The 20,632-nt window shown below is 61.1% G+C and carries 18 protein-coding genes and 2 tRNA genes; 11 read left to right on the forward strand and 9 right to left on the reverse strand.

What is annotated here, in order from left to right:
* Positions 1-2: 2 nt before the first annotated feature.
* Entirely contained in the window at positions 3-776 is a 774-nt protein-coding gene (locus tag ACK4FH_RS12085; protein WP_409813980.1) for an amino acid ABC transporter ATP-binding protein, read from the forward strand.
* Positions 777-789: 13 nt separating this feature from the next.
* On the opposite strand, the gene ACK4FH_RS12090 is transcribed toward ACK4FH_RS12085, so the two are convergent.
* From ACK4FH_RS12090 to ACK4FH_RS12105, 4 genes are all read right to left on the reverse strand, one after another.
* Positions 790-1,308 (reverse strand): GNAT family N-acetyltransferase, encoded by a 519-nt coding sequence (locus tag ACK4FH_RS12090; RefSeq protein ID WP_409813983.1) that lies wholly within the window; start codon positions 1,306-1,308, stop codon positions 790-792.
* 41 nt (positions 1,309-1,349) lie between these two features.
* Positions 1,350-2,195 carry a 3-mercaptopyruvate sulfurtransferase gene (gene sseA / locus ACK4FH_RS12095; RefSeq protein WP_409813985.1) on the reverse strand — a complete coding sequence of 282 codons (846 nt, stop codon included), beginning with the start codon at positions 2,193-2,195 and terminating at the stop codon, positions 1,350-1,352.
* Between the two features lie 22 nt (positions 2,196-2,217).
* Positions 2,218-3,216 carry a cysteine synthase A gene (locus ACK4FH_RS12100; RefSeq protein WP_409813987.1) on the reverse strand — a complete coding sequence of 333 codons (999 nt, stop codon included), beginning with the start codon at positions 3,214-3,216 and terminating at the stop codon, positions 2,218-2,220.
* A gap of 107 nt (positions 3,217-3,323) precedes the next feature.
* Positions 3,324-3,938, reverse strand: coding sequence for an NUDIX domain-containing protein (locus ACK4FH_RS12105; RefSeq protein WP_409813989.1), 615 nt, complete (start codon positions 3,936-3,938; stop codon positions 3,324-3,326).
* 174 nt (positions 3,939-4,112) lie between these two features.
* On the opposite strand from ACK4FH_RS12105, the gene recQ reads away from it, so the two are divergent.
* Positions 4,113-5,933 carry a DNA helicase RecQ gene (gene recQ, locus ACK4FH_RS12110; RefSeq protein WP_409813991.1) on the forward strand — a complete coding sequence of 607 codons (1,821 nt, stop codon included), beginning with the start codon at positions 4,113-4,115 and terminating at the stop codon, positions 5,931-5,933.
* Here the strand turns inward: recQ and ACK4FH_RS12115 are convergent.
* Together ACK4FH_RS12115 and ACK4FH_RS12120 are read right to left on the reverse strand one after the other, a co-directional pair.
* Positions 5,909-7,165: a class I SAM-dependent methyltransferase gene (locus ACK4FH_RS12115; protein WP_409813994.1), complete on the reverse strand. Its 1,257-nt coding sequence runs from the start codon at positions 7,163-7,165 to the stop codon at positions 5,909-5,911. The two genes, recQ and ACK4FH_RS12115, sit on opposite strands and share 25 nt — an antisense overlap.
* Positions 7,166-7,338: 173 nt before the next feature.
* Positions 7,339-7,413: transfer RNA gene (locus tag ACK4FH_RS12120), tRNA-Asn, on the reverse strand.
* Between the two features lie 164 nt (positions 7,414-7,577).
* Here ACK4FH_RS12120 and ACK4FH_RS12125 point away from each other — a divergent pair.
* A complete protein-coding gene (locus ACK4FH_RS12125) occupies positions 7,578-7,826 on the forward strand; it encodes a hypothetical protein (protein ID WP_409813997.1) in 249 nt (82 codons plus the stop codon).
* Positions 7,827-7,829: 3 nt separating this feature from the next.
* On the opposite strand, the gene ACK4FH_RS12130 is transcribed toward ACK4FH_RS12125, so the two are convergent.
* Positions 7,830-8,879, reverse strand: coding sequence for a polysaccharide deacetylase family protein (locus ACK4FH_RS12130; RefSeq protein WP_409813998.1), 1,050 nt, complete (start codon positions 8,877-8,879; stop codon positions 7,830-7,832).
* A gap of 171 nt (positions 8,880-9,050) precedes the next feature.
* On the opposite strand from ACK4FH_RS12130, the gene ACK4FH_RS12135 reads away from it, so the two are divergent.
* Genes ACK4FH_RS12135 through ACK4FH_RS12150 form a run of 4 tightly spaced genes read left to right on the forward strand, consistent with a single transcriptional unit; the run spans position 9,051 to position 13,914 of the window.
* On the forward strand, positions 9,051-10,322 hold the full coding sequence (locus tag ACK4FH_RS12135; RefSeq protein ID WP_409814001.1) for a GNAT family N-acetyltransferase: 1,272 nt from the start codon (positions 9,051-9,053) through the stop codon (positions 10,320-10,322).
* 6 nt (positions 10,323-10,328) lie between these two features.
* Positions 10,329-11,714: a flippase gene (locus ACK4FH_RS12140; protein WP_409814004.1), complete on the forward strand. Its 1,386-nt coding sequence runs from the start codon at positions 10,329-10,331 to the stop codon at positions 11,712-11,714.
* A gap of 15 nt (positions 11,715-11,729) precedes the next feature.
* Positions 11,730-13,019 (forward strand): GNAT family N-acetyltransferase, encoded by a 1,290-nt coding sequence (locus ACK4FH_RS12145; protein WP_409814006.1) that lies wholly within the window; start codon positions 11,730-11,732, stop codon positions 13,017-13,019.
* Positions 13,003-13,914, forward strand: coding sequence for a cupin-like domain-containing protein (locus tag ACK4FH_RS12150; RefSeq protein ID WP_409814008.1), 912 nt, complete (start codon positions 13,003-13,005; stop codon positions 13,912-13,914). Before ACK4FH_RS12145 ends, ACK4FH_RS12150 begins: the two co-directional genes overlap by 17 nt.
* A gap of 9 nt (positions 13,915-13,923) precedes the next feature.
* Here ACK4FH_RS12150 and ACK4FH_RS12155 read toward each other — a convergent pair whose 3' ends face one another.
* Entirely contained in the window at positions 13,924-16,140 is a 2,217-nt protein-coding gene (locus tag ACK4FH_RS12155; RefSeq protein WP_409814010.1) for a GumC family protein, read from the reverse strand.
* Between the two features lie 233 nt (positions 16,141-16,373).
* Between ACK4FH_RS12155 and ACK4FH_RS12160 the strand changes: the two genes are divergently transcribed.
* The 3 genes from ACK4FH_RS12160 to ACK4FH_RS12170 are packed head-to-tail and all read left to right on the forward strand — an operon-like array spanning position 16,374 to position 19,466.
* The gene (locus ACK4FH_RS12160; RefSeq protein WP_409814012.1) at positions 16,374-16,934 is read left to right on the forward strand and encodes a polysaccharide biosynthesis/export family protein; all 561 of its coding nucleotides are present in this window, start codon (positions 16,374-16,376) and stop codon (positions 16,932-16,934) included.
* Positions 16,934-18,139, forward strand: coding sequence for a glycosyltransferase (locus ACK4FH_RS12165; RefSeq protein ID WP_409814014.1), 1,206 nt, complete (start codon positions 16,934-16,936; stop codon positions 18,137-18,139). Before ACK4FH_RS12160 ends, ACK4FH_RS12165 begins: the two co-directional genes overlap by 1 nt.
* A gap of 1 nt (position 18,140) precedes the next feature.
* Complete coding sequence (locus ACK4FH_RS12170) at positions 18,141-19,466, forward strand: O-antigen ligase family protein (protein ID WP_409814017.1); 1,326 nt, start codon at positions 18,141-18,143, stop codon at positions 19,464-19,466.
* 45 nt (positions 19,467-19,511) lie between these two features.
* Here the strand turns inward: ACK4FH_RS12170 and ACK4FH_RS12175 are convergent.
* A tRNA-Cys gene (locus ACK4FH_RS12175) sits at positions 19,512-19,585 on the reverse strand.
* 248 nt (positions 19,586-19,833) lie between these two features.
* Between ACK4FH_RS12175 and ACK4FH_RS12180 the strand changes: the two genes are divergently transcribed.
* A complete protein-coding gene (locus ACK4FH_RS12180) occupies positions 19,834-20,496 on the forward strand; it encodes a protein-L-isoaspartate O-methyltransferase family protein (protein ID WP_409814020.1) in 663 nt (220 codons plus the stop codon).
* Positions 20,497-20,632 lie beyond the last annotated feature (136 nt).

The raw sequence follows: 20,632 nt of genomic DNA on the forward strand, positions 1-20,632 counted from the left end.
CCATGTCAGACGGCAACGGGAAACGCCTCAAGGTCTCGGACAAGGTGATGATCGAGATGAAAGGCGTAAACAAATGGTTCGGCGATTTTCATGTGCTGAAAGATGTCGACCTGACGGTGAACGAGGGTGAGCGTATTGTGATTGCCGGGCCGTCCGGCTCAGGCAAATCGACGCTCATCCGCTGCATAAATCATCTAGAGCCGCATGAAGAGGGAAGCATCGTCATTGACGGTGTGGAGTTGACGGAAGACCTCAAGCGCATCGACGAGGTGCGCCGCGAAGTTGGGATGGTGTTCCAGCAGTTCAATCTGTTTCCGCATATGACGGTACTGGAAAACTGCACGCTGGCACCGCTCTGGGTGCGCAAGATGCCGGAAAAGGCCGCGCGCGACCTTGCGATGAAATTTCTGGAGCGAGTGCGCATTCCCGAGCAGGCGGAAAAATTTCCTGGTCAGCTGTCAGGAGGGCAGCAGCAGCGCGTTGCCATTGCACGTGCACTCTGCATGAACCCGAAAGTGATGCTGTTCGATGAGCCGACCTCCGCGCTCGATCCCGAGATGATCAAGGAAGTGCTGGACGTCATGGTGGAGCTTGCCGAAGACGGCATGACCATGCTCTGCGTGACGCATGAAATGGGCTTTGCGCGAGAGGTTGCGAACCGCGTCGTATTCATGGACGAGGGACGAATTGTCGAGCAGGCGCCGCCTGCGGAATTCTTCAGCGCGCCGAAGAATGCGCGGACGAAGGAATTTCTGGCGCAGATACTGGCGCATTAGCGACGCAAGGAACTCAGTCCACCTCTTCCAGTTCCACTTCTTCCTGGGCATAGGGCGTGAAGCCCATGCGCTGATAGAGGGGGAGGGCGCGAGGATGGTCCAGCGTACAGGTCTGGATGATGAGGCGCTCGGGGCCATGCGCCCAAGCGGTGAGGATAGCCTCCCGCAGGATGAAGCTGCCGATGCCGGAGCCGATATGTTCCGGCATGAGACCCAGAAACGAGATTTCGGCGCGCGGCATCGAACGGAAGTCCAGTTCGAAATATCCGGCGGGAACGCCGCCACAATAGAGCACATAGATCGCGACTTCGGGGTGATGGATGATGTCGGAGAGAGCCTCGTTGGAAAGACGCTTGCGGTTCACCCATACATAGTCGCGGCCGACCGAATCGTAGAGATAGCGATAGAAATGGACCGGCGGGTTCTCGGCGCGCATCAACGCATATTTGCCGAGCGGGCGCGGGCAAGGAGGCAGGCGCGGCTCTGACAGCATTTCGAGATGGGTGACGACTGTCTTGTGCTTCTTGCCCATGCCGATATTCGCGATTCTCAGGTCTCTTTTCAGGTCTCTTTTCAAGTCTCTGCGGGAAGCTCCGGGGTAGCGCCCCATTCGGCCCATGACCCATCATAGACCGGGACGTGGGGATTGCCGAGAACGGCGAGGCCCAAGGCGAGGATGGATGCGGTGACGCCCGAGCCGCAAGTTGTGACGACGGGGCGGGCCAAGTCGGTGCCGGCCTTCTCGAACAGGGCCTTCAAATCATCCCGCTTTTTCATGGTGCCGTCGGCGGCGACAAGCTCTCCGGCGGGCAGGTTGAAGCTGCCGGGAATATGGCCGCCGCGAAGGCCTGCGCGCGGCTCCGGCTCCGTGCCTGCGAAGCGCCCGGCGCTGCGTGCATCGAGGACCTGTTCGGCGCAGGTGTCGATGTTCCGGAGCATGGCGTCGCGGTCGCGGATGAGGCCGGCGTTGCGGCGGGCGGTGAAGTGGCGCGCCGAATGACGGGGCGTGCGATCATCCACGGGGCGGCCCTCCGCTTTCCATTTTTTCATGCCGCCATCGAGTACCACGACATCCTCATGGCCCATGACGCGGAACATCCACCATACGCGGGCGGCGCTGAAGAGCCCCGCGCCGTCATAAACGACAATACGATTGCCATCGCCAAGGCCCATGGCGCGGACACGGGAGGAGAATTTCTCCGGGCTCGGCAGCATGTGCGGGTATGGGCTGTCGAGATCGCAGATCTCGTCAATGTCGAAGAAGACGGCGCCGGGAATATGCGCAGCCGTGTATTCCGCCTTCGCATCACGCTGCATCTGCGGCAGATACCAGGAGGCGTCGACGATGCTTATGTCAGGCGCATCGAGATGCGCGGCCAGCCATTCGGTTGTTACGAGCGGGGAGGTCGGCTGCGGCATCTATCCTCGTCCTTGCCTTTCATCAAAGCCAATCGGGCACAGGCAGGTTCTTTTCGCGCAGGAAGGCGGGGTTGAACATCTTGCTCTGGTAGCGCGTGCCGTAATCGCAGAGCACTGTGACGATCGTATGGCCGGGGCCCATTTCCTTTGCGAGGCGGATCGCACCGGCGATGTTGATGCCGCTCGAACCGCCGAGGCAAAGACCTTCATGCTTCAGAAGATCGAAGACGATGGGCAGGGCCTCTTCGTCGGGGATCTGGTAGGCCTGATCGATCGGCGCGTCTTCGAGGTTCGCGGTGATGCGGCCTTGGCCGATGCCTTCGGTGATGGAGGTGCCTTCGGCTTTCAGCTCGCCATGCTTGTAATAATGGTAAAGCGCAGCACCCATGGGATCGGCGAGGCCGATCTGGATGTTCCTGTTGCGCTCCTTCAGCGCCATGCCGGTGCCGGCGAGCGTGCCGCCTGTGCCGACGGCGCAGATGAATCCGTCAACCTTGCCGTCGGTCTGCTTCCAGATTTCCGGACCGGTGGTTTCGATATGGGCCTGACGGTTCGCGACATTGTCGAACTGGTTCGCCCAGATGGCGCCGTTCGGCTCCTTTGCGGCGAGTTCATCGGCAAGGCGGCCGGAATATTTCACGTAGTTGTTCTGGTCCTTGTAGGGAACGGCCGGGACTTCGATAAGCTCCGCGCCGCAGAGGCGGAGCATGTCCTTCTTTTCCTGCGACTGTGTTTCCGGGATGACGATGACCGAGCGGAAGCCAAGCGCATTGCCGACAAGGGCCAAGCCGATGCCTGTGTTGCCGGCCGTGCCTTCCACGATGACGCCGCCTGGCCTCAGTGCGCCGCGCTTCACCGCATCATTGATGATGTAGAGGGCGGCGCGGTCCTTCACGGACTGGCCGGGGTTCAGAAACTCCGCCTTGCCAAGAATGTCGCAGCCGGTTTCCTCGGAGGCGCGCTTCAGGCGAATCATGGGGGTATTGCCGATCGAGTCGACGAGGCCGTTCTTGATGTCCATGAGCTTCGTTTCTGTCTTTGTGGAACCGGCCCGCGCCGGAAGGCAGGGCGAGAAGGAACATACGGAGGGGGATGCCGCCATTCAAGGCGGGAACGCGATTTTTGGCCTCAGGCAATGTCTTTGCTGTTCATCACAAGCCATTGAATTAGAAGGATTGTCTTTGTATCCGTGATGCGGCCGTCTTTCGTGGCCTGGTAGGCCTCGGCAAGGGGGACGACGACGGCACGGATATCCTCATGCTCATGGGCGAGACCGTGGATGCCGCCAACCGATGACAGGTCCGCCTCACCCACGAAAAGCGAGGCTCGCTCGCCATAGCCACCGGGCGACGACCAGACGGTGGAAACCGGGTGAAGGCGGCCGATCTGGCAGCCCGCTTCTTCCACCGCCTCGCGGCGGGCGACGTCTTCCGGCGCCTCGCCTTCCTCACGGATGCCGGCGACCGCTTCGAAGAGCCACGTCGCTTCGCCCCAGACGAGCCCGCAGGTGCGGAACTGCTCGATCAGCACAACGGCGCCAAGCTTCGGGTCATAGGGCAGCACGTTCACAACTTCGGCAATGGTGTATACGTCGCGCGTCACTTCATCGGACCAGCCGCCATCGAATCGCTTGTGGCGGAATACGAAACGCTCGATCCGGCCCCAGCCCCGGCCGACGATTTCCCGCGTCTTGATCTCAATGTCGGCAAGGCTGCGCGGCGTCGGTGTGAGGCGAGGTTCCATGAGGGCTCCGGCTGGAAATAAGCGTGGCCGTCAAGCTAGCAGGCGGTGCCCGGCATGGGCGAGGCTTCTTGCACACTTTTCGCGGCGGATCGGGTTTGCCGTTCGGCACGGGATGGTAGGTTTACCGGGCACGAGAATGAGTCGCTGCCTGCGCGAAGCCCGGAAAGTGAAACGATGCCCAATGCGGATGTGGTTCTGAAGGAGGTGTTCGGCCTTCCCTCGTTCCGCGGACAGCAGGCGGAGATCGTGCGGCATGTGGTTGATGGCGGCGATGCCGTCGTGCTGCTGCCGACGGGGGCGGGGAAGTCGCTTTGCTATCAGATACCGGCGATCTGCCGAGCGGGCGTGGGCATTGTCGTGTCGCCGCTCATTGCGCTGATGCGCGATCAGGTGGAGGCGCTCAGGCAATCGGGCGTGAAAGCGGCGGCGCTTCATTCGGCGCTGGTGCCCGAAGAGGCGCGCCTGGTGCGCGAGGATCTGGCCGCGGGCGAACTCGATCTTCTCTATGTGACCCCGGAGAGACTGGCGAGCGGGGGCTTCACCGAGTTCCTGTCGCGGCAGTCCATTTCACTGTTTGCCATCGACGAAGCGCATTGCGTGAGCCAGTGGGGGCATGATTTCCGGCCGGAATATATGCAGCTTGCCGCACTCAAGGAGGGGTTTCCCGGCGTACCGCGCCTTGCCTTGACGGCGACGGCCGATCCGCAGACGCGCGACGATCTCATTCACCGGCTGCAGCTTGACGATGCCAGAGTGTTCTCCGCGAGTTTCGACAGGCCGAACATTTCATACACGATTGCGCGGAAGGAAAATGCGCGGCGGCAATTGCGCGATTTCCTGCGAACGCGAAAAGGCGAGAGCGGCATTGTCTATTGCCTGAGCCGGAAGAAGGTCGAGGAAACGGCCGAATGGCTCGCGGAAGAGGGTTTCGCGGCACTGCCCTATCATGCGGGCCTCGACCGCGAGTTGCGGGACGCAAATCAGGATTCCTTCATCAAGGAAGACGGTGTCGTGCTGGTCGCGACCATTGCCTTCGGCATGGGGATCGACAAGCCGGATGTTCGTTTCGTGGCGCATCTTGATCTGCCCTCGAGCGTCGAGGCTTATTATCAGGAGACGGGGCGCGCGGGCCGCGACGGGCTGCCCGCTGCCGCATGGATGATCCACGGCATGGGCGATGCCGCACTTCGCCGCCGGATGATCGACGAAGGCGCTTCGCCCGTCGAAGTGAAGCGCGTCGAGCGGATGAAGCTCGATGCGCTGCTCGGCATTTGCGAAACAGTTACATGCCGGCGGCAGGCATTGCTTGCGCATTTCGGTGAGGCGCATGGCGGCGAATGCGGCAATTGCGACAGCTGTCTTGAGCCGGCGGAATTGTGGGACGGGACGGAGGCGGCGCGGAAGGCGCTGTCGGCGATTTATCGCACCGGACAGCGCTATGGCGCGGGGCACATCATCGACGTGCTGCTGGGCAATATGACAGAGAAAGTCGAGCGCGGAAGGCATCATGAGTTACCGACATTCGGTGTCGGCCGTGAGCTCGACAAGAAGGGCTGGCAATCGGTGTTCCGGCAGCTTTCGGCGCGGGGTATTATCGCCGTCGATCATGCGGCCTACAGCGCGCTGACGCTTGAGGACGAGGCGCGGCCAGTGCTGCGCGGCGAGCAAAAGATCGAGTTGCGCCGGGATCCTGCCACCTCAAGCAAACGCCGGGGCGCGAGTGCCGGGGCCGAAATCTGGGCGTCGCCGGAAGACGAGGCGCTGTTCCAGGCGCTCCGCGCTGAACGGCTGCGGCTTGCGAAGGAGCAGGGTGTACCGCCTTACGTGATCTTCCACGATACAACGCTGCGAGAAATGACGCGGCGCCGGCCTGCAAGCGAGGCGGCACTTGCCGATATTCCCGGTATCGGCGGCGCCAAGATTGCGCGGTATGGCAGGGCTTTTCTATCGGTGATCCGCGACGGCGCCGGTCAGGAGCGCGCCAGCGTTACCTGAGTGACGTCTATGTTTCCGGCGCGGAAACCGGCCTCGCAATAGGACAGGTAATATTCCCACATGCGCCGGAACCGTTCGTCGAAGCCCTGATGTCGGATATCAGGCCAGGCAAGCCGGAAGCGGTCACGCCACTGCTTCAGCGTTTCCGCATAATCGAGGCCGAATTCGAGATTGCCCGCCCATGCGAGGCCGGCCTGCGATACCTGCTGGCGCAGCACCGAGGGTGAGGGCAACATGCCTCCCGGGAAGATGTAGCGCTGGATGAAATCAGCCCGCTTGCGATAGGAATCGAATGAACGGTCGGCAATGGTGATGATCTGCAGCCCGGCCTTGCCTCCGGGCTTCAGGCAGTCGCGGACCTTGCCGAAATAGGCAGGCCAGTATTGCTCGCCGACAGCCTCGAACATTTCGATGGAGGCGATGCGGTCAAATTTATCCTCAACGTCGCGGTAGTCCTGATAGCGGATCTCGACCTTGTGCGAGAGCTGCTTCTTTTCCATTCGCTCGCGGGCGAAGGCGAGCTGCTCCTTGCTGATGGTGATGCCGGTGACGCGGCAGCCGATTTCGCTCGCAGCAAATTCCGCGAAGCCGCCCCAGCCGCTGCCGATTTCCAGCAGGTGATGCTCAGGCCGGAGATCCATGTTGCGGGCGAGCGTCCGGTACTTGTTGGTTTGGGCTTTGGACAGTTCCTGATCCGGGTGCTCGAACAGAGCCGAGGAATAGGTCATGGTCGGGTCGAGCCAGCGGTCGTAGAAGCTGTTGCCGAGGTCGTAATGATATTCGATGTTGCGCTTCGAGCCGGTCTTCGAATTTCGGCGCATCAGATGGGCGAGCCGGGAGAGAAGGCGCATGGCAGGCATTCCGGTGAGCTTGTCCTGAAGCGCGTCCTTGTTGCGGATGAAGAATTGCAAGAAGGCGGTTACGTTCGGGCTGTCCCACATGCCGTCTAGAAAGGCTTCGGCAGCGCCAAGATCGCCGCCGGCGAAGAATCGCTGCGTGAGCCGGTAGTCGCGAATGATGATTTCGGCATCTTCGCCCGGCTCTGTGCCGCGGAAGAGCAGGCGGCGGCCGTCAGGCAGGGTCACGGTCATCGACCCATGGCGCACCCGTGCGAGCGTCCTGAAGACGAGCTTTGCAAGGCGGGGAATACCGCCGATCTTCGAGACGTTTTCAGGGGTGACGGTGACAACACCCCCCATGTCGCGATTGGTTGCGGCTAGCTGGTGGTTCATCGCCCTCCGGCCTCCTCCCTTTCGTGGTCTCAGAACAAGTATAGGCAGGAATTGTTCCGAGCCCAGTCTTTCCGGTACGGGGACGGGCGAGAGGTGGTTCAGATTGGCGGCATGAAAATGCGTTCAGGCGCCGGCTATGGACGTCTTGGATTATATGCCTTGATAAGGAAAAATGGCTCCCCGGGCCGGATTCGAACCAGCGACCAACCGGTTAACAGCCGGTTGCTCTACCACTGAGCTACCGGGGAGCAGGTCGGCGAAGCACCTGATGGCGAGCGCCGATGAGGGCTGCGTATAGCAAAGAGATCGGGTGCTTGCCAGCCCAAAAGTCTTGTTGTCGCCACCTTTCCGCTCTATCTGGCCAGCGGATGCGGGTGGCGGTCCCGCCGGTGTTCCCCGTGAGCGGTATTTCATGGCAGCAGTACGATTCGGCAGCAGGAAGATATATGTGCCCGGCCCGCCCTTGCTGCGGATCGTGGTCGGCGTCGCGCTCATATTTGGAGGGGTGCTGGGCTTTCTTCCGGTCCTTGGCTTCTGGATGCTGCCGCTTGGCGTCCTCGTGCTGTCGGTCGACCTGCATCCGGTGCGGCGGTGGCGTCGGCGGATCGAGGTCTGGTGGGGACGGCGGCGGCAGCGCAAGCGGCAGGAACGCGCCGGTTGACGCTCAGTCGATGCCGAGCGACTTGATCGGCCGGGCGAGAGCGAAGGGCAGGCCGCTGAGAAGCGCTTCAAGCATTCGCCTGTCCTGAAAATCACCATTGAGCGAAAGACGAGGCAGGCTCCAGAGGCGCTTTGCATGGGCGGGGTGAATCATGCCCTTGCGCGTCGTCGTGGCGGAGAGAAAGCCCAGCGCTTCGGCAAGGGCAAAGTCGCGTTCGTCCGCTGATGAAGGATCGCCATAGGGATAGGAGAAGTGGCGGGGGCGATAGCCGAGTTCGGCCTCCATTCGCGCGATGCCCTTCTCGATGTCGACGCGCGCATCATGAGCCGAGAGCCGGGCCTGAGCGAAGTGCGCGGCGGTGTGCGCTTCGACGCTGGCGAGCGGGTGAGCGGCAAGCTGGCGTACCTCATCCCAGGTGAGTGCAAGTTCGCGTGTGATCGCCTTGATATCGATGCCGTGGACCGCTGCGAGGCGGCGCACTTCGGCGCGGAGCTCCGTTTCAGGCAGTTCCCGGAGCGGCCAATAGATGTTTTCCCAGGCTGCTTTCTTTTCATCAACTGTACGTACCGCGAAACGCTTTGCGCCTGCCGGCAGATGCGCATCGATTTCATCTGCCGCTTCGATGATGCGTTCGAGGGCTACCCACCAGATTTCCGCATCGCCATCCGGCAGGCCGGTGGTGAGATAGAGCGTGAAGGGAACGCTGTGGCGGTCGAAGACGGGCAGGGCGTCGGTCAGATTGTCCTTGTAGCCGTCGTCCAGGGTAAAGACGGCGAAACGCTCGGAACAGTGCCCGGCGGCGATGCGGGCGACGGCGTCGTCGAGCGACATGCAGCGATAACCGCGTGCCTTCACCAGCCGGATCGTCTCGTCGAGAAATTCGGGTGTGATTTCTAGGATACGGTTTGGAGCGAAGCCGCGGCCGTCGTCGCGCCGGACCCGGTGCAGCATGAAGATGACGCCGCTGCCCGAGAGCGATTTAGGCGCCAGGCGGCAGGCGCCGCTTGCCTGAAGCGCGAGTAGCGCCCGGCCCATAAGGGAAGGCTTCTGCATCGGGATGCCGCGGGTTTCCTGAATCATCAGTCCATTTTGACGGGCAAAGGTTAATGACCGGCAACTTGCACGGGCCTTGCAGCTAAGGGGACAGAAGGCAGGCAGCGTCCAGAATCGGGAACCGGTCGTTCGCGCCTGTCTGAACAAGAGCTACAGCCAGGCGAGGCCCCCATGACGCCGCTGACGACCGCATTTGAACGAGCCACCGGACTGCCTGTGCAGCGGCCGGAATGGGCTGAAAAGAAAACCAGTATTTCCCGTGGCTTATGGGCGAACCGGCCGGAAGTGCTGTTGTCGCTTCACGACGACTTCGAGCCGCTCAAGGAAGTCTGGCAGAAGCTCGAGCGCGAAGGCGATGCAACGCCGTTCCAGAGCCATGTCTGGCTGTCTGCCTGGCAGCGTCATATTGGGACAAATCGGCGTGTCAATCCGGCCATCGTCGTGGGTTGGGACAGTGAGGGCGGAGCCCTGTTCATTCTCCCGCTCGGCATTGAGCGCGGCATGGTGCTCAACAAGCTTATTTGGCTGGGCGACGGTCTTTGCGACTATCAGGGGCCTCTGCTGGCGAGGGGATTTTCCCGTCAGGTGAGCGCGGACCAGTTTCCGGGCCTTTGGCAGAACATCCGCGAAATGCTCCCGTTGCACCAGATCGTCACCCTGGAACGGATGCCTGAGCGTATTGGCGGGCAGGCAAACCCGTTCATGGCACTTGGCAATATGCGGCGCCACGCCTCCTCTGCTCATCTCACAATGCTCCAGGAAGACTGGGAGTCCTACTACGCGGAGAAGCGTTCTTCCGGCAGCAAGAAGCGCGACAGGCAGAAGCGCCGCAAGATCGAGGAACTGGGCGATGTACGCTTCGTGACGCCGGCCTGCGCCGAGGAACGGCTTTCGGCGCTGGAAACGCTGGTCGCACAGAAGTCGGTCGCGTTTGCGCGCATGGGCGTTGCCAACATTTTCGACAAGCCGGGGCATCTCGACTTCTATCGCGCGCTTGCCAGCGACACGGAGGCCGCGAGCCTGTTTCATCTGAGCCATCTTTCGGTGGGCAGCTCGACTGCCGCTGTGAGTTGCGGCCTCAGCATGGGCGGCAGCTATTTTTACGTTTTGGCGAGTTATGACGAAGAAGCGGAAGTTGCGCGCTTTGGTCCGGGTGTCGTTCACCTTATGGAACTGATGGCCCATGCGACCGGGACCGGGCACAGGGTCTTCGATTTCACGATCGGCGACGAAGCCTACAAGGAGAACTGGTGCGAAGTCGAAGTGCCGCTCTTCGACTATTTCGAACCGAATACACTGGCTGGATGGACCTCGGTCGGGCCGCGGATCGCCTTTCTGCAGGCTAAACGATTCATCAAGCAGACCCCGGTACTTTGGCAGGGGTTCACCCGGTTGCGCGCCGCCATCGGTAGCTTTTCTCCGGTTCGTTCCGCCGGGGCCTGAGGGGCAATGACTATGATTTCCGCCACACTGCCGCTGCCGTTGAAGCGGGCCGCCGGGGAGCTGCTCGGGCGGTTGCAGGACGGTCATCTCGGTGGCGTGGTGCGCGGGGCGGCCTTTGTCATGGGCATCCGCATCGCGGGTGCGGCTATCGCGCTTCTGAGCCAGGTGATGCTGGCGCGGTGGATGGGTGCCTTCGAATACGGGATCTTCTCTTATGTGTGGGTCTGGGTGATCGTACTCGGCATTGTCGTGCCTATGGGTTTCGGCACCTCGGTTCTGCGTTTCATACCCGAATACCGGACAAAGGAACGCTGGGGCCGGCTGGCAGGCATTATCCGTACGTCTTTCTGCGTGGTGCTGGCGGTGAGCTGCATTATGGCCGGTATTGGCCTGCTGCTGCTTTGGTCTATGCGCGGCCATATCGAAAGCTATTATGTGCTGCCGCTCGCTGTCGGCCTGTTGTGTGTGCCGGCATTTGCCATGACTGACTGGCAGGAGGGCACGGCGCGCGCTTTCGGCTGGGTGAACCTTGCCTATATTCCGCCCTATATCATTCGTCCCCTGCTGATCGTCGGAGCTGCAGGCAGCATTCTCTATTTCACCGGTAGCGCGACCGGGCTCCAGGTCGCGCTCGGTGCGCTGGCGGCATCCGCCGTAACGATGATCGGACAGCGCCTCTATTTCATGTATCGCCTGGCACGCACTATGCCGAGGGCGAAGCCGGTCTACCATGCGAAATTCTGGATTGCCGCCTCTGCGCCACTGGTGCTTGTCGAGGGGCTTTACCTGCTTATGACGAACACCGACATCGTGCTGCTCGGCTATTTTGCCGACCCGGACGATGTTGGCGTCTATTTCGCGGCAACTCGCATCGCGAATCTGATGGCGTTCATCTTCTTTTCGCTCAACGCGCTTGCTGTACCGAAATTTGCCGAGCTTCATGGCGCTGGCAAGCATCTGGAGCTGCAACGCTTCGTACGTGGCGTGATCCACGCTATGTTCTGGCCGACGCTTGCGGCCGGTGTTTTCCTGCTTGTGGCGGGTGAATTCATCCTCGGTCTTTTCGGCGCGGGTTTCGAGGCGGGCTATCCGCTTCTGGCACTGCTCATGCTGGGCTTCCTCGCGCGCGCCGCGACCGGACCAACCGAATATCTCCTCAACATGACCGGCAACCAGAATGTCGTGGCGCTGATCTACGGCTTCGCTGCGGTTGGAAATATTGGGCTGAACCTGATGCTCATACCGGTCTGGGGCGGCATCGGTGCGGCTATTGCGACGGCCATTTCCGTTCTCGTGTCCACGGCTTGTCTGGCGATCGTCGTCAAGCGCCGGCTGGGCATCAAAGCATTCATATTCTCGACTGGCAGCGCGCGTGCGCTGCCTGTTGCGTAAGCGAGGCATGTTTCGATGACAGATATTCGCCGCCCTTCAATTCGCTTCGGCTTGAAACGTGGTTTCTCCGCTGAAGGAGACACGCTTTCGGTCGAGACGCTTTCGCATGCGGCGCGATATCTGCGGGATCATCCGCCAAGTGCTGATGTAGTCATTCTTGAAAGCGTTGACGCGCTGGCGCCATACCGCGTTGAGATGGAGGCATTGGCAGCCGCGTCGGCCGATACGAACAACCAGTACGAATTTCATGCGCTGTCGGCGGCAATGGAACATTTGCGCGGCGGCAAAGACGTGCGCGTTGCGCTGATCTGGAGCGATGCGAGCGAAGGCGGCAAGCGGGAGCTTCTCGGCGCGGTTCCCTACCGCGTGACTTATGGATATTTCGGACTGCCGCTGCCCGTCTGGCGTGTCTGGTATCATATCCACAGCTATGTCTGTACTCCGCTGCTGAAGCGTGGCTATGAGCGGCAGGCGGTGCGGCGCTTCATGGCGCTGGCGGATCGCGCGGGCGCAGCTCTTGTCGAGTTTCCTATGTTTCAGAGTGGAAGCGCCTTCGATGAGGCTCTTTGCGAAGTTGTCGCACGTCAGCAGCGGCGCCTTGCGGAGACAGACCGGCATGAGCGCGCGTTTTTGAAATCCTCTCTTTCGGAAGAGGAATATCTGGCAGCGCATATCCGCAAGAAGAAGCGCAAGGAATTCAATCGGCTCTGGAACCGTCTGTCGGAACTCGGCGACCTTCGCCTTGCCGTTTACAATCAGCCCGATGTCGAGGATTGGTTGAAACGTTTTCTCTGGCTTGAATCTCTCGGCTGGAAGGGCAAGCGCGGCACCGCGCTCAAGGCCGACGCCGATCAGCGCGCCTTTTTCGAGAATTTGTGCCGCGGGGCGGCCGCCCAAGGCAAGCTCCATTGCACCGAAATCACTCTCGACGGGAAACCGTTGGCCATGTTGTCCAGCTTCCGTGCGGGCGATGGGCTCTACACATTCAAAATCGCGTTCGATGAAGAATATTCCCGCTACTCGCCGGGAGTTCTTTTGATGCTCAAGCTGATCGGTGAGGTGTTGCGCGACGAACGGACGGCATGGGCCGACTCCTGCGCGATCCCCGGTCATCCGATGATCGACCACATCTGGGCCGAGCGGCGCGGGATGCGCAGTGTACTCGTGGCCGGTTCTTCGCCGCTTGCCGGGCCTGCGCTGCGCTATGCGGCGGCAGCCACCAAACTAGCCGAAAAGCTTCGCGCCGCGCTGCGCGAGCGGTACCACGCCTTCCGCAAGGAGAGGGAAAATGAACAGAATGATTGAAGTCACCCCAGGCAGCATCAAAGAGGCAATGCCGAAGACAAGCTTTCGCGTCGCCCACAAGCTGGCGGACCATCCATTGTTCCGGCTTGACCGGCTGGCGCAGCTTGCAGCATCGCTTCCGGCGGATCGGGTCGAGTTCAACGGACCCGTGGCGCCCAATCAGGATCCGAATCTTACGCCATCAAACGGCATGACGCCGGAAGAAACCGTGCGCCGGATCGAACAGGCCAAATCGTGGATGGTTCTGAAAAATGTCGAGAGCGATCCCGAGTACAAGGCGTTGCTCGACGCCTGCCTCGATCAGGTGGCAGACCAAACGGGCGGCCTCATGGGCGGCGCGCGGCAGCGGCAAGCATTCATTTTTGTGACGTCGCCGGGCAATGTGACGCCGTTTCATTCGGACCCGGAACTCAATTTCCTGCTGCAGGTGCGCGGCAACAAGCGGATGTCGCTTTTCGATCCGTCCGATCGGGAAGTCGTCAGCGCCGAAGACTCGGAACTTTATCCGGGCAAGCATCGCAATCTGCCTTATGACGACGGATTCGAAGCAAAGGCGATGCACCAGCATATCGAACCGGGCGAAGGTATCTTCGTGCCGATATTCGCGCCGCATTGGGTGCAGAACGGCGATGAGGTGTCGGTGTCGTTTTCGATTACCTGGCATACGGAAGAAACGGAGCGGCTGGTGAAGCTCTCCTATGTCAATGCCATGCTGCGCAGATTCGGCATGCCGCAGGGCGAGGCCGGCGCGAGTCCGGTCTGGGATGATGTGAAGGTCGCCGCCTACAACATGCTACGTCCCGTCTATGATGCGGTGAAGCGTGCCGTTGGCGGACGGCACAGGGCTCTGGCCCTGTTTTTCGACCGGAAAGAAACCGCTGTCGCAACGAGCTGAGCGAGCGCTCTAACGCGTTACCAATGTGCGCCGTGCTGCGGCGATCGGATATTCCTCGATCGGCTCGGCGCCATAACGCCGGTAGCGATGGAGGTTTACCTGTGTCAGCAGGAGACCGACGCGGCGGCTGCTGGCGGCGGCCAGCAATTTCAGGGCACGGGCGACCGTCTTGCGATCCGTATCCGACCACTTCACGGCAAGTATGGTTATATCGGCGAGCTTCGCCAGCACCTGCGCGTCTGCAGCTGCGAGCGCCGACGGAGAATCGACAATCACATAGTCGTAGGTCTGTTGAAGCGCTGTCATCACCCAATGCATCTGTGAGGATGCGAGTGCGGCAGTCGGATTTGCAACCGGCGTTCCGGCCTGAATGACGTGCACCTGGCTCGCCGGATCCTTTCGGATCACATGATGGAATGCGGCGCGACCCATCAGCAGGTCGGCGAGGCCGGGGCGCCGCTCCATACCAAGTGCTTCAGGCACTGCAGGCATGTGCATGTCGGCATCGACGATGACGGTCCGATAGCCACCCATGGCGAAAATGCGGGCTAGGCTCACAGCGGTCGTCGTCTTGCCTTCCCCGGCAACTGATGATGTGACGAGGACTGTCCGCGCGCGGCGATCGCCGATACGTGCAAGCAATACGTGACCTTGCAGTGAGCGAATGCTTTCGGCAAAGAGTCCGGCTGGATCGTAGAGTACTTCATTGGCCGGCATCCGCTTTGCCTTGCCGCTTTCGATTTCCGGCACGAGGCCGAGGAACGGCATGCCGGTGGATCGTTCGATCTGTTCGCCTGTGCGGAAGCCGCGCTGGAAGACTTCGATCAGGAAGGCGATGCAGAAAGCGAAGATGAGCCCGGCAATGGTGGCAAAGCCCAGCGCCGATCCCATTCGCGGAAATGTCGGCGCGGTAGGCTGTTGAGCGCGCGAAACGATGCGGGCGTTCGACACTTGTGTGTCGGCCTCGGCGCGGGCATTGGCCTGCTGATAGCGGAGCAGGAAGGATTCAAGGAGCGCGCGGTTCGTGTCCGCGTCGCGCTGCAAGGCGCGGAGTTTCACTTCGTCCTGATTGAGCTGGCCCATGCGCCGCTGCAGACGGTCGAGGCTGGAACGCAATGAGTTCACCCGCGCGCTGGCGACACGGGCATCGTTTTCCAGGGCTTCGATGATCTTGCGCACCTCCTTTTTGACCTCGCGTTCGAGATCGGCCAGGTTTGCCTCCGATTCCTGCATACGCGGATGCGTCGGAAGAAGCGACTCCGACATTTGTGCGATTTGCGCGCGAAGCTCGACTTCCTTCTGACGAAGGTTCTGGATGAGCGGCGACTGCAACACTTCGGCAGCAGTATTCACGGCGCTGCCGGAAGCAAGAAGATTCCGGGCATTGCCGAGTTTTGCCTGCGCTGCGGCGCGTTCGGCCTCAGCCTGAGAGAGTTGGGTGTTCAGCTCGGTCAACTGCTGCTGCGGCAGTGTCGAACCGTTGGTAAGGAAGAGCCCGGATTGCGCACGGAACGCTTCGACGGCTGCTTCCGATTCCTCGACCTTGATACGCAGCTCGCGGATCTGCTCGGCAAGCCAGCGGGTGGCTTCGGTGTTCACGCCTGTGCGCTGCTCGACCTGCTGGGAGATGTAGAGCTCGGCAAGCCTGTTCGGCACGATCGCTGCCATGCGCGGGTCGGCCGAGGTGAATACGACCGCGATGACGCGCGAATTCAGCTTCTGATAGACCTCGAGCCGCGACAGGACGACATCGGTAATCACTTCGATGTCGGTCAGGGGATTGCGGTCGCGAATGCCAAAAGCAATTGCAATCCGGCCGAAGAAGCCGGGCGCTCGGAGCGCTGGATTGAATTCGGGGTTGGATGCAAGCCCCAGGTCCGTGATGAGCCGCGCGACGAGGGGCCGCGAGGTCATGACCTGGATTTCGCTATTCAGCGTTTCGTTGTCCGGCAGCTGCGGAATGTTCTCAGCGTCAAAGGTAGAGATCTCGCCTGAACGCGGCGAAAGAAGGACGCGCGTTTCCACCGTATAGGTGGGGGTTGCTGTCATCAGCCAAAGCACGGAGAGCGTCATGAAGCCTGCAAAGGCAAGCAGAATGATCTGCTTGCGCGCCCAGATACCGCGCAGCACTTCCCACGGCGAAAGATCGCCGATCGCGTTTTCGTCGGGCGCCGACCGGCGGCGATCACCGAAGGATACGACTGGACTGGACTGGGTTCCGTTCATGCCTTCCGCCCCGGTGCCGCCTTGAGCGCGACACCGCGTAAATTTCCGGGACCCAGTAGACGGCCTTTAGGTAACGGAAGGCTTAACGTGACGGACCAGAAGACTGTTCGGGCGGCGGAAAGCCTTGGAAATTCGTAACGGCGAGGCAGGGGCAGCAACCGGCGAGTTGCCAGAAAATTAACCGTTCCGGTCCTAACTTCGGACAAACTATTTTTGCCCGGAGAATTGGGTCCATGAAGCTCCGTTCCGTATTCATCCTGATCGCGGCAGCCCTCGTTCTGGCGTCCTGTGCAGCGCGAGGCGTGATTGCGGAACGACCCGCGCCGATGGAAGGCGACAGCTATTTGCTCGATACCGGCGACAAGCTGCGGATTACGGTGTTCGGCCAAGCCGACCTGAGCGGGGAATATACGGTGGATGGCACGGGTGCCATCTCGATGCCGTTGCTGCCGCCGATTTCCGCCCGAGGGCTGACCGCCGATCAGTTTGAGGCGGCGCTTGAGGCCGAGCTGGGCGAGAAACTTCTTCGCAATCCGAATGTCAGTATCCAGGTGACGCAGTTCCGCCCATTTTTCATTCTGGGCGAGGTCAAGAATGCCGGCCAGTATCCTTATGTCAGCGGCATGACCGTCCAAAGCGCGGCGGCGATTGCAGGCGGGTTCACCTATCGCGCGAATGTCGATCGGGTCACGATTACCCGCAATCGTGGTGACCGTATCGTCGAGCTTGGTGTCGACAGCACCGAAGTGGTGATGCCCGGTGATACAATTCTCGTGCGTGAACGGTTCTTCTGATGGACGCCTCCCTGCACGGCGAAGGCGAGGTGCGGCGCGTACTTCATGTCATGCGCCTTCCCATGGGCGGACTGTTTCGACATGTGCGCGACCTGGTGACGGGTCAGCAGGAGGCGGGGATTGCAGCCGGTGTCGTCTGTGCCGAGCCGCCGGATGACGGCATTTCCGCAAAACGTCTATCGGATATGGAACGATATTGCGGACTTGGGCTGCATGTGTTGCCCATGTCGCGGCTGCCAGGCTTTGGCGACATTGCCAACATTCGCGAGGTCGGCGCGCTCGTCAGGCGCTTGCAGCCGGGTATTCTGCATGGGCATGGTGCGAAGGGCGGCCTGCTTGCCCGTCTGGTTTCCGCGCCGCGCAACACCGTCAGGGTTTACACGCCGCATGGCGGTTCGCTTCATTACGAGAAGGCGAGCCTTGAGGGGTTCATATATCATGGCGCAGAGCAGCTCATGCGCGCGCGTACCGACGGGCTGATTTTCGAGTCGGCGTTCAGCCGGGACACCTATTTGACAAAGATTGGACAGCCAAATGGCGAGTCCGTTGTCATTCACAATGGCGTTTCGGAGCCTGAATTCGACCCGGTTCAACCCTATGGCGTTGCCGCCGATTTTCTCTTTATCGGCGAACTGCGCATGTTGAAGGGCGTTTCGACGCTGATCGAGGCGGCATCCTGCATGACGCGCCCCGTGCATATCCGTATCGCCGGCGCGGGGCCCGACAGGGCGCATTTCGAGGAGCTGGCACAGCGAGCAGGTTCGCATGTCCGGATCGATTTTCTCGGGGCCATGCCTGCGCGAGAAGCTTTCCGGCTGGCCCGAGCCGTCGTCATGCCATCCTGGAACGAGTCCTTCCCATATGTCGTCCTGGAAGTCGCTGCCGCCGGCGTGCCGCTCATTGCAACACACGTGGGTGGAATCCCTGAAATCTTCGGTGCAGCCGCCTCGCGGTTGGTGCCGCCCGCCAATGCCGCGGCTCTTGCCGAGGCGATGACGGCCGCCCTTGCTGACCCGAACGAAATGGCTGCTGATGCAGTGAAGCTTCGTATGCGCGTCAAACAGCATTTCACTGCTGCACGGATGGTCGAGCGTATCGACCAATTCTATTCGCAGCTTGCCGGACGGAAACGCGTCGGCGCTGGCGCTGACCGTGTTTCCGGCACTGCAGCCAGCAAGCCGGAACTTACCGGCATGAGGCGCTAAGATGGATGGCTGGCAAATCGATATTGGCCGGCGCCTGCCTGCAGAGAAGACGCGGCGGAGCGCTGCGACCTATCTTGGCGAGGGACTTGTTATCCTCGTGCTGCTAACGAGTTTTTACGTCAAGTCAGACCCGACGCAGGACAATCCGACGCCTTACGACCTGCTGATGGCAGCGACCGTCGCGCTGATGTTCCTGTTCGGCTTGCGGTTGCCGCGCGGGCTTGGCTGGCCGGCGGCGCTTTGGGGCCTTGTCGTTATTGGATTCGTGATAGGCGGTTTCAATGCGGTCTATGTGGACCGCGTCAAACCTTCCCTTATGACGACGGTCTACCTCGTCGGCACGTTCATCTTTTTCGTTTCATGGATCTATACGGATCCGCTCCGGCGCATCAATCAGGTAATGTGGGCGTACACTGCCGCGGCCACGCTTGCTGCGACCGCCGGTGTTGCCGGGTATTTCGGGCTCTTTCCGGGTTCTGAAATGTTCACGCAATATGGCCGCGCAACCGGCACTTTCAACGATCCGAACGTCTTTGGTCCGTTTCTCGTTGCGCCGACCCTTTTCCTCGCAATGAAACTCAGTCAAGCCGGATCTCTGCGATCGTTGTGGATGGCAGTACCGTTCGGATTGCTTGTGCTTGCCATCCTTCTCAGTTTTTCGCGGGGCGCCTGGGGCAATCTTGCGCTGGCAGGACTGCTTTTCTTCGTGCTGACCCTGGCGACATCGCAATCGGCCAAGCAGGCCATGCGGCTGATCGGCTTTGGCGCTCTTGCCTCGCTGATCGGGCTCGTGGTTGTGATGGTTGCTCTGGCCGACCCGAAGGTGTCGGCGCTATTCGTCGAGCGCGCGTCGCTCACCCAGAGCTATGACACGGACCCGGAACTTGGCCGCTTCGAAAGCCAGGCCCGCGCCTTGCAGATGGTGCTGGAAAAACCTCTGGGCATCGGTCCGGCGCAATGGGCCATCATCAACGGGCTCGATACGCACAACGTCTATCTTCATATTCTGGTTGCCGGCGGGTTCCTGTCGGGTTTTGCCTTTGCCGGCTTTCTGGCGCTGACGTTTGTCAGGGCATGGCGCGCCATGGGACGCCAGGAACCGGAGACCGGGGCGCTCATCGTCGTCTTCGCAGCTGTCGCCGGTCACGCCGCCGAGGCATTCATTATCGACATTGCCACCTGGCGGCATTTCTTCCTGCTTTTGGGGGTTCTCTGGGGAGCGGTCCTGGCCATCGAGTTTCGTGGCAGGGCGCCGCAGCCGATTCTCTTTCCCCGGTCGCGTCCGGCCACATTCATGCCCGTTCGCGCAGACGGTTTTCAGGTCTGACCGGCCGCGCGGAACCGCAGGCTACCGCCGAATCTCAAGGAAAACTGGAGGCCACGCCCGGAATCGAACCGGGGTATACGGATTTGCAGTCCGCTGCGTCACCACTCCGCCACGTGGCCTTCACCCGCAGGATACCGCGCCTTGTGGTAGGAGGCGGGCCGAAAGCAGGGCGGGCGGGGTATAGCAATTCCGCCGCATTGGCACAATGCCGATTGCCGGAGATGATTACCGGCGGGTTGCGGCCGCGGGCGGAGCAGGCACCGATGCGGCAAAGCGCGAATTGAGTTTGTGTGGCGCTGGCTTTATAAACGCGCGCAAATCCTATCCACTTCCGCCCCGGATTTCGGGGCATTCATCAGGACCGAGCATGACCGATTTCGCCGCCGCCCGCCTCAATATGGTCGAGAGCCAGGTTCGTGTGAACGCGGTAACCGATGACCGCCTGATCGCGGCCATGGCGGCAGTGCCGCGCGAGCGGTTCGTGCCGATCTCGCGTCAGGGGATCGCCTATATGGATGAGGATATCCTGATTTCCGACGGCAAGGCGCCGCGCTTCCTCATGGAGCCACGGGTTTTCGCGAAACTGGTACAGCTTGCCGCCATTTCGGCCGATGACCTGGTTCTGGATGTCGGCTGCGGTACGGGGTACTCGACCGCCGTTCTGTCGCGGCTTGCGGGGACGGTTGTGGGGCTTGAGTCCGATGAAAACCTTGCCGCTCAGGCAGGGGCGACCTTGAGCGATCTGGGTGTCGACAACGCGGTGGTCGTGGCCGGCGCGCTGGCCGCGGGATATGCCAAGCAGGCGCCCTACGATGTGATTTTCATGAACGGCATGGTGACGTCAGTGCCGGAGACGCTTCAGAAGCAGATTCGGGAGAACGGTCGGCTTGTCGCGGTTACGGGGGACGGCGTTTCCGGGCGCGCGCGCCTCTATATCAGGTCCAGTGCGGGTTTCAGCGGGCGCGACGCCTTTGATGCGAATATCCGCTTTCTGCCCGGCTTCGAGCCCGTCGAAAGCTTTGTTTTCTGATATTTGCTGGCAGATTGCATCTATCCACGAAAATACTGTGCCATCTGGGAATAGCAATTCGGCTCACCTACATTTAGCCTGCCGAACGTAAGACCAACCCCGCGGAAGCGTTGAGGGACGAAGCCGCCGTAAGCGG

The organism is Parvibaculum sp., assembly GCF_046297875.1.
In the GTDB taxonomy this organism is placed as follows: domain Bacteria; phylum Pseudomonadota; class Alphaproteobacteria; order Parvibaculales; family Parvibaculaceae; genus Parvibaculum.